Source organism: Phenylobacterium sp. (assembly GCF_025351295.1).
Lineage (GTDB): Bacteria > Pseudomonadota > Alphaproteobacteria > Caulobacterales > Caulobacteraceae > Phenylobacterium.
The window spans coordinates 1-8,878 of the sequence record NZ_JANXWD010000117.1 but is presented as its reverse complement, the minus strand read 5'-3'; the positions used below and the strand labels follow the sequence as shown (position 1 = coordinate 8,878).

Sequence of the window (8,878 nt, the reverse complement as noted above, 5' to 3'; positions counted from 1 at the left end):
GTTCACCGGCCAGAGCCTGGCCAGCGCCGACGCTGATCGGATTCTACGACTGCTGGCCGACCATGTGGGCGAGGTGGTCACCCGGGACCGGCCTCGGGTCAGCGCCACGCTTCCGGAGACCGGAGAGCGGTTCCAGGGCGCTTTTATGCCGATCGTATCCAGTCCCGCGTTCGCGATCCGCAAGCGGCCCGAGGTGGTGTTCACGCTGCCAGAATATGTCGACCAGGGGATCATGACCGAGCACCAGGCCGAGGTGATCCGCGACGCGGCGACGGCGCGTCAGAACATCCTGATCGTGGGCGGCACGGGCTCGGGCAAGACGACGCTCGCCAACGCCATCCTGGCAGAGCCGGCTTTTGCCCAGGACCGCGTGGTGCTGATCGAGGACACTGCTGAGCTCCAGTGCTCGGCCGAGGACAAGATCCAGATGCTGACCAAGCGGACGGATCCGCCGGTGACCATGACCGACTTGGTGCGTGACACGCTGCGCCTGCGGCCGGACCGCATCATCATCGGGGAGGTGCGGGACGGGTCGGCGCTGGATCTCTTGAAGGCATGGAATACGGGTCACCCTGGCGGGTTGGCGACCATCCACGCCAACAGCGCCGCGGAGGGCCTGACACGGCTGGAGGACCTGATCGGTGAGGTCACCCAGCGGATTCCCTATCGGGCGATCACCCAGGCGATCAACGTCATCATCTACATCGAGCGGACGCCGACCGGGCGCCGGGTCAGGGACGTGAGCCGCGTTACGGGACGCGAGGAGGACGCCTATCAGCTTGAGACTGTTGCGGACGAGCATTCGAAGAGGGCAGGGGCCTAACCCTCAAACTCAGGTAGGCAGTCGCACGAATGCCTGACTGGATTAGTGGCGGTAGACAGCGAAGATCGCCAGCGCTGCCAGCAGAAGCAGTAGCCCGATGGCCAAGTAGCGCCAAGGGGCGCCCGCGCGGCGGCGCAATCGGCTGGACCGTGACGTGGACAGGATCTGCAAGGCCATACCGGCAGTATGAGGCTGGCCGGGCCGGCGGGCTAGCCGTCCCCGTCCCCTTCGCCCTCGACTGGAACCGAAGCCGATCCGCCGAGCGCCTCATACCGGCGAGACGCCAGCCATTGCAGCCGCTTGGCTTGGATCAACAGCACGCGGCGAAGGCCGCCCTGGACCTTCCGCTCGGCGATGACCTGGGCCAGACGCGAGATGATCAGGGCGCGGCGGGCGATACGGAAATCGGGGTGAGACCGCAGCTCGTGGACCCGCTCGGAGACGATCCGCCCCCGAAAGGATGGCGGCGCTTCGACGGCGAGCATGCCGGGCGGCGGGTCCTTCTCGTTAAGGATCGCCTTGAACTGCGAATGTTCCACGGCACGCTCGGTGATCAGCCGCTCCAGCGCGTCGAGGTACTGTCGCGCCGCCAGGTCGCTGCGATTGGAGTCCTGAAACTGGGGGAGGGGCCAGACCTCGATTTCGAACACCTCGAAGGGGTCGAGGACCGACATTGCGACGGCGTCGGTGCGCTGATTGGTCAGGTGGCGACGGATACGGGTACGCAGCCGCTCATTGGTCTGGCCGACGTAGATAGGCTCGCCATCGTAGTCGAAGAACGCGTAGACGCCCCAACGATAGTTGCCGACGAGGGCGGGCGCTCCAGAGGGGTCCTGAAAGCCTGAGTCCAGAAACGCCGTCAGATTGCTGCGAAGGTCCTCGGTCTCGAACGGAGGGAAGTTGACCGAATCCGGGTCCCGTTTAACGGGATCGCTCACGCGACTTCGCGCGCCTCCATCGCCTCGGCCACGAGCGGTTCGAAGACGTGCTGGGCCAGGTGGCGCACGACGTCCACGACCACGCCATCGCCGGTCAGGTGGTAGGCTTCGTTGTAGTTCCTCGGCAGCTTGTAGTCTTCTGGCAGGCCCATCAGGCGCGCTGTTTCGCGCGCCGAGATGAGCCGAGAGCGCACCTTCTTGCCATCGATCACCAGGATCAATTGACGGCTCGACCCGCCCGCCGGCGTCCGCAGACAACCGGAGACATCGTCGAAGCGCACCTCGGCCCGTTGGACCTTGACGCCCTTCTCATTCAGACGCGTGCGTTTGTAGACGCCGCCAACCATGCGGCGTCCCGCGCGCATGGCCGCGGTCACCTTGGCCTTGTTGATCGGCGACATCTTCGCCAGGAGCTGCTCGGTTTCGGCTGGCGAGTGCCAGGAGACGCTGGTCGGCGCCTCCTCGATCTCGTCGGCGAAGGTGCTCACCCGATGACTGGGTGTCGGCACGTTCCACCAGAGGAGCTTGGCCCGCAACGCCTTCGGCAGAGCGTCTACGGCGCGGCAGAGGCCACGCGTGTGGAAAGGCGCGAGCGGCTCGGGCGACAGGAGCGCCGGATCGATCGGCAGATCGTCGCGAACACCGATGACGAACAGACGCGGCCGCGACTGCGGCACGAAGAGGTCGGCGTTGATGACCAGGGCGCCACAACGGTATCCCGCCTCGGAAAAGGTCCGGCAAATGGCCTCGAAATCCTTACCGCCATGGGAGGTCAACGTCCCGCAGACATTCTCCAGGGCGATCAGCTTCGGAGCCCGGCCATCCTTCTTCAGCGCCCGAACGACATCCCAGAACGGATAGAAGGTCCCCGAACGCTCGCCCTTCAGCCCGGCGCCGACGCCGGCCAGAGATAGGTCCTGGCAGGGGAACGATCCCCACATCAGGTCCGCGACGCCGGGGAGATCGGCGGGCGTCACCGCACGGATGTCCGCCACCTTCAGCTCGTGGGAACCGAAGTTGGCTTGGTAGGTCAGGCCCTTCTTGAAGTCGAAGTCGTTGGCGAAGAGACAGGTCCAGTCGGGACCCAGGCCCTTGCGAGCCATTCCGCCGCCCGCGAAGAACTCGTAGAACCTAGCCATGGGCGCGGCGCTCGCTGATCTGCAGCGCGTCCGTCGTTCGCTCGCGCGCCAGCTTCTCCTGGACGGCTTCGGTAATCCAAGTGTTACGAGACACATTGCCCGGCCGGGCGGTGCGCACCTCGTCGATCTCCCCGAAGGTCTCGGCCGATAGACGGAGATTGATGCGGTCTAGGCAGCGGACGGTCTGCGCTTTCGAATCAGGATGCATGGCGCCACCTTGGCGCCTGTGTGGTGCCCCGTCGAGGGATGTTTCTAGTTTGTTCCTTCCATCGGCGGCGTCAAGATCGGAATGGCGAACCGCGAGATGAGGTGGCGCGCAAAGACCTATCCCGTCGCCATCAGCCGCGCGCTCGATGCTGGACGCCTGGCGGCGCTGAGCGACACCGAAGCCGATGAGGGGGAGGAAAGTGGCTTCCTCGCCGGCAACCAGATGTACCAGGATCTGCGGGCGCTCTCCTGGGCGGACCTCGCGGCGACCATTGAACTTGAAGCGGGTCTGATGGCCCGCCTGCAGGCGGCGGACGATCTCGACGCTGCTGCCGAGATGTTGGACGACGAGCGGCTGGATGTGAGCGAGCCTGCTGACGGTCTGTGGGGCCTCGACATTGGGGTCGCCTCGGCCGTGGCCGCATTCTCAGTCCTGGGTGGCGCGCCCGTCTCCAGCTGCAACGCCGGCGGGTTCGGCGGGACGCACACAGCAGAGCACCCCTATGTCGCCGGCTATCTGCCGACGGCCCCCGCGCGCTAAGGTGACGCCATGACGAGCTTCAAATTTCTCCACGCGGCGGATCTGCACCTGGACAGCCCGCTTCTTGGCCTCGCCACAAAGTCTCCGGAGTTCGCGCAGCGCGTGGAGGATGCGTCCCGGCAGGCGTTCGACAATCTGGTGGACCTGACCATTGCCGAGGAGTGTCGGTTCGTTGTCCTCGCCGGCGACGTTTTCGACGGCGAGCTGCGCAACATGCGCGCCGGTCTGTTCTTCGTAGACCGGCTGCGGAAACTGGCGGCGGCCGGGATCAAGGTGTTTATGGTCCTCGGCAACCACGACGCCGAAAACCGCTTCGTCTCGAAGTTGCGCTTCTCCGACAACGTCCATGTGTTCTCGACGCGCAAGGCCGAGACCTGCAGGCTCGACGACATCGCGGCGGCGATCCATGGCCGAAGTTTTCCCCAACGCGAGGTGAGCGAGAACCTGGCGCAAACCTATCCGGCGCCAATGCCCAATGTCTTCAACATCGGGGTGCTGCACACGGCCTGCATCGGACGCGAGGGTTATCACGCGGCCTATGCGCCGTGCTCGGTCGAACAGCTGGCGAACCACGGCTATGACTACTGGGCGCTCGGCCACGTTCACACCCGCGACGTGCTCAGCGAAGACCCATACATCGTCTACCCGGGCAATCTACAAGGCCGAACGCCGCGCGAGACGGGCGCAAAGGGCGCCACCCTGGTAGAGGTCCGTGACGGGACCGTCGCGACGATCGAGCACCGCGCCCTGGATCTCGTGCGCTGGGTGACCCTGGACGTTGACCTCGGCTCCGTCGGCGACGTCGCGGCGATCCTTTCCCGCGTCCGCGAGGCGCTTCAGGCGTCGTCCGCCGCCGCCGAGGGCCGGGCCCTGGCCGTCCGACTGACCCTAACTGGAGCGACGCCGTTTCACGGCGAACTTCAGGTGAATATCGAGGCGATGCGGGAGGAGATCGCTACGATCTGCGCCGGCTTGGCGGAGGACGTCTGGCTCGAGCGGGTGGCCCTCGGGACGTCGCGGCCGATGGCTGTGATGTCGATCGATCCAAGTATTGCCGGTCAGATTGAGCAGGAATTGCGCGGCGCGCCGGCCGCGGTGCTTGAGGAGCGTCTTGAGAAACGCCTGCTGGAGGTAGCCGCCAAGATGCCGGCGAGCGCCCGCTTGGCCGAGCTGCTGGAGCGACTGAGGACCGAAGCTCCCGCACGAGCGGTGGATCTCGCGACGGCGCTGGTCTCGGATCAGGGAGGCACCGGTGCGCCTGACTGAGCTCAACCTTGAAAAGTACGGTGTCTTCGACCAGCGCGGCCTGACGTTCGGAGAGACCGGGCTGACTGTGGTGTTCGGCGCCAACGAGGCCGGCAAGAGCACAAGCCTCGCTGCGATCACGGACTTCCTGTTCGGGGTTCCGGACCGCAGCCCGCATGCCGCTGTCTTTGGCGGCGACGCGATTCGTATCGGAGCGGTGCTGCGCAGCCAGAGCGGACAGACGTTCAATCTTCGGCGCCGCAAGGGCCGCACGAAGACCCTGACGGACAGCCAAGGCGCTGCGGTCGATGAAGGTGTGCTGGCGAGTCTTCTCGGCGGCACGACCCGCGAGCGGTTCGAGACCCTCTTCGGCCTCGACCATGAGCGACTGAGAGAGGGGGGCGCGCAGCTTCTTACGGCCGATGGGGATATCGGCCGGCTAATCGTCGAGGCAGGCGGCGGCCTCCGCGGTCTCGTCGAACGGCTCTCGCAGCTCGATGAGGACATCGACAAGCTGTTCGACACTCGCCGCAGTGAGAAGCGAGCCTTCTACCAGGCCCTCGACGCCTATGACGATGCGGACCGTGCCGCGAAAGGCGCGATGGTGTCGGTGGATCAATACGAGAAGGCCGAGGGGGCGCTTGAAGACGCCGAAGCCCAGTTGGCGGCCTTGACGCAGGCGCGATCGAACCTCGCCGCCGACGCCGCGCGGCTGGAGCGTCTGGTCCGAGTCGCGCCGATTCTTCGCAACCTCGATATGGTGCGGGCGCAGCTCGCCACTGTGCCGGCGCTGGACCTGCCGCAGAGCTTCGATCGCCAGGTAGCCGAAGCCAAACCGGCGAAGGCGCTGGCCGCCCAAGCTCTTTCAGCCGCCCGGGAGCGGAGGGAGGAGTTACAGGTTCGCCTTTTGGCGCTGGGACAACCTACCACTATGACAGGCTTCGAGGCGCGGGTTCGCGATGCGTCTGAACGGGCCATCCACGTGGCCAAGGCGCGGGAAGATCGTCCCAACCGAGACAAGGAGCTGGCCGAAAGCAATCAACAGCTGGAAGGCCTGCGCCGGCGTCTCAGGTTGACGGACGCGGAAGACCTCGCACCGCGATTGCCTGCCTCCAGCGCCATCGAATCCGTCCGCGAACTGGCGGTCGAGGCCGAGCGCCGCACGCCGGCGATCCTCGCCGCCGAGCAGCGGATGCTGGAGCTCGATGCTGAGGAGAGGACCCTATCCGCGACGACCGCGGAGGCGGCCGAACGCGGTCACGATCGCCCCGCCGGCGTCAGCGTCGCCGAGCTCGCGGCGGTCCCGGGCGCCCTGCAGGGGGTCGATAACCGGCGCCGGGCCGCTGACGACGCCTTGGCTAAGGCCCAGGCCCGGGCGCGTGGGCTAGGGTATGACGGCTTGGAGGCGCTGCAACTTGAGCGATTTCCATCTGCGGACGTCCTTACACAGGAGAGCGGCGCGCGTGAAACCGTAAGCGCCGAGCGGGTTCGGTTGATCAGTCAGCGCGCGGAGGCCGAGCGCCTCGATGGGGCTGCGGCTGGTGAGATCGCTCGGCTGACCGAGGGGGCGGCGGTCGCCAGCGACACCGCGCTTGCGGACGCCCGGCAGCGGCGAACCGAGGCGTTAGCACCCTTGCGGGCGACCCACCTGTCGGGCCAAACAGCAACCCTGCCCGAAGTGCGCCAGGCGGAGGTCGAGGGTGTGGACGAGGCCGTGCGGCTGGCGGACGAGATCGCCGATCGACACGCGGCCGAGGCGCAACGAGCGGCCACCCTGGCGCAGGCCATCAAGCAGCGAGCGACGGCTCTATCGGAGGCGGCGGCAGCGGCGAAGGCGCTCGCCGCGCTGGACGCCACCCTGGCGCAGCGCGACCAGGCTTTGGCCGGCGCCTTTCCGCAGGCGGTCGAGCGGTTCTTGGAATTCATCGCCTTGAAGTCGGCGCAGGAGGAACGGGTCGCCGTGTTGGCACTCTGGAGCGAGGGCCAGTCTCTTGCCGAAAGCGCGAAGGCGGACGAGGCTTTGCTGAACGGGCAACTCCAGATCCTGGACCTCGCCGAGCGCAAATGCCGCCTTTCGCCCACGCCGCTATCCACGATCGCGGAGCGCGTACGCGCTGCGCTCACCGCGCTTTCCGAGCTGGAGCACGGACACGCGGCATACCGGCGAGACCTCACCGAACTAGCAAGGGTGGAATCCGCCAGGGCTGCGGCGGCTCAGGCCCTCGAAGGATTACGCCTGGATGCGGCCGCCTGGGCGCTGCGCTGGGAGCCGTCGCTCGCGGCCCTCGGCCTGGATCCGACCACCAGTCCCGACCAGGCTACGGTGGCGGTGATGGAATGGGCCTCGGCCCAAGGGGTGCTCACAACCATCGAAACCACACAGCGCCGTCTCAACCGGATGTCGGAGGATGCAGAGGCCTTGACCTCGGCGGTGTCGGCCATGGGTCGCGACCTGGGTTTGGCTTTGCCCGACGACGAGGTAGCTGCCGCGAAGATGCTTGAGGCCCGGTGGCGCGAGTACGAGGACGTTCGACGTCACCGCGAGCAGCTTGAGCCGGAGCTCGCCTCTGCCGCGCGTGCGCACAGCGAAGCCGAGACTGCAATCGAAGCTGCCGAGAGCGCCTTGCAGTCGCTCTGCCACCGCGCTGGCTTGGCAAGCCTCGACCTCGACGCCCTGGACCTGGCGGCTGAAGCGCACGAAACTCGGCGCCGACTGGGCGAGACCGAAACAGCCCTGATCGAGACGTTTGGCACGGCGGGTGACTTCAAATCCGAGACAGAACTGCGCGAGGCCTGGGCGGAGCGTGATGTTGACGTGCTTCGCGCCGAGCACGCCATCGCCCAAGACGGGGCTGAGCGGTCGGACACCGATCGGTTGGCCGCCTTCGAAGCGGTCCTCGCGGCACGCAGCGTGCTTGCGACCTACCAGAGCCAGGCTGGCGTTAACAGCGCGGTGATCGCTCGTGAGGCTGCCACGGCCGAACTCCACCGTGTGGTCGAGCGTTATATCGACCTGTCGCTCGCCCGGGATCTGATCCGGGACGCTGTCGACAAGGTGAGAGCTCGGCAACAGGACCCGCTGGTGGCCCGAGCCGGCGCGCTATTCAAGGCGATGACCCAGGGCGCCTATGTCGGCGTTGGCGCCGATATCGACGCTAAGGGGAACCCCGTCGTGGTTGGCCACAGTGTCTCAGGCGCCAGTGTTCTGGTGTCCAAGATGAGCGACGGGACGCGGGATCAGCTCTACCTCGCCTTTCGACTGGCAGGACTGGGGAGCTACTGCGCGGCGACAGAGCCGCTTCCGTTCGTCGCGGACGATATTTTGGTCCATTTCGACGACGCGCGAAGCGCCGCGACGCTCGAGGTTCTAGCGGCGTTCGGGGCCACGACTCAGGTGCTACTCTTCACGCATCACGACAGCATCCGACAGGCTGCTCTGCGGCTGGCCGAAACCGCCGAGGTTCAGGTCCTGGAGATGGGATGACGCCACCGGTCCGGCTCCGCACGATCACGCCAGCTGCTCCGCATTCGTCATCGGCGAGGCCGGTGACATTACTAACTGGCGGCTATAATCAATTCTCGCCTAATATCTAATATTCGCAAAAACAACAGCAAAAACAGCCGGTTATAATGTCTACGCCGGTTAGAGATGTCGCGCTGGGCGCCAGTTAGAAATATCACCAGCGGATAGGTGAGGGGAACGGGCGGGCGCGGAGCCTTCCAACCGCGCAGAGCCCGACCGCTGCCCTCCGCACCAGCGGTTCAGCTTCGTCCTTTGTTTTCCGAGTGCGCCGTCAGGCGCGCGAGGCACGTAGGCTTGTGAGCGCCGACGTTGGATTTCGTCGTAGCCCTCCGGTGAGGGCCGCCTACTGCTGACGGGGCTTGGGGGCGATGCTCCGCAGCTAACCACGGGGTTAGGAGCGGTGTTAGCAGCAGCATGACGTACTCGACGTTGATGGGTCCGGAGCGCCGTCGCCGGTTCAGC

7 protein-coding genes are annotated in these 8,878 nt (G+C 66.3%); 4 read left to right on the top strand and 3 right to left on the bottom strand.

Going from position 1 to position 8,878, the window contains the following annotated elements; all coding sequences use genetic code 11:
* Positions 1–823, top strand: an 823-nt coding sequence (gene trbB, locus Q0R13_RS16935; RefSeq protein WP_293906093.1) for a P-type conjugative transfer ATPase TrbB, incomplete at its 5' end; no start/stop codon positions are given.
* A gap of 209 nt (positions 824–1,032) precedes the next feature.
* On the opposite strand, the gene Q0R13_RS16930 is transcribed toward trbB, so the two are convergent.
* Genes Q0R13_RS16930 through Q0R13_RS16920 form a run of 3 tightly spaced genes read right to left on the bottom strand, consistent with a single transcriptional unit; the run spans position 1,033 to position 3,108 of the window.
* Entirely contained in the window at positions 1,033–1,761 is a 729-nt protein-coding gene (locus Q0R13_RS16930; RefSeq protein ID WP_293906091.1) for a GIY-YIG nuclease family protein, read from the bottom strand.
* Positions 1,758–2,900, bottom strand: a complete 1,143-nt coding sequence (locus Q0R13_RS16925) for a DNA cytosine methyltransferase (RefSeq protein ID WP_293906089.1) — start codon at positions 2,898–2,900, stop codon at positions 1,758–1,760. Before Q0R13_RS16925 ends, Q0R13_RS16930 begins: the two co-directional genes overlap by 4 nt.
* On the bottom strand, positions 2,893–3,108 hold the full coding sequence (locus tag Q0R13_RS16920; RefSeq protein ID WP_293906087.1) for a hypothetical protein: 216 nt from the start codon (positions 3,106–3,108) through the stop codon (positions 2,893–2,895). The genes Q0R13_RS16925 and Q0R13_RS16920 overlap by 8 nt, the downstream gene beginning before the upstream one ends.
* Before the next feature lie 81 nt (positions 3,109–3,189).
* Between Q0R13_RS16920 and Q0R13_RS16915 the strand changes: the two genes are divergently transcribed.
* Genes Q0R13_RS16915 through Q0R13_RS16905 form a run of 3 tightly spaced genes read left to right on the top strand, consistent with a single transcriptional unit; the run spans position 3,190 to position 8,377 of the window.
* Entirely contained in the window at positions 3,190–3,648 is a 459-nt protein-coding gene (locus Q0R13_RS16915; RefSeq protein ID WP_293906085.1) for a hypothetical protein, read from the top strand.
* Positions 3,649–3,657: 9 nt separating this feature from the next.
* Positions 3,658–4,914: a DNA repair exonuclease gene (locus Q0R13_RS16910; protein ID WP_293906082.1), complete on the top strand. Its 1,257-nt coding sequence runs from the start codon at positions 3,658–3,660 to the stop codon at positions 4,912–4,914.
* Positions 4,901–8,377, top strand: coding sequence for a YhaN family protein (locus Q0R13_RS16905; protein ID WP_293906079.1), 3,477 nt, complete (start codon positions 4,901–4,903; stop codon positions 8,375–8,377). The genes Q0R13_RS16910 and Q0R13_RS16905 overlap by 14 nt, the downstream gene beginning before the upstream one ends.
* Positions 8,378–8,878: the final 501 nt, after the last annotated feature.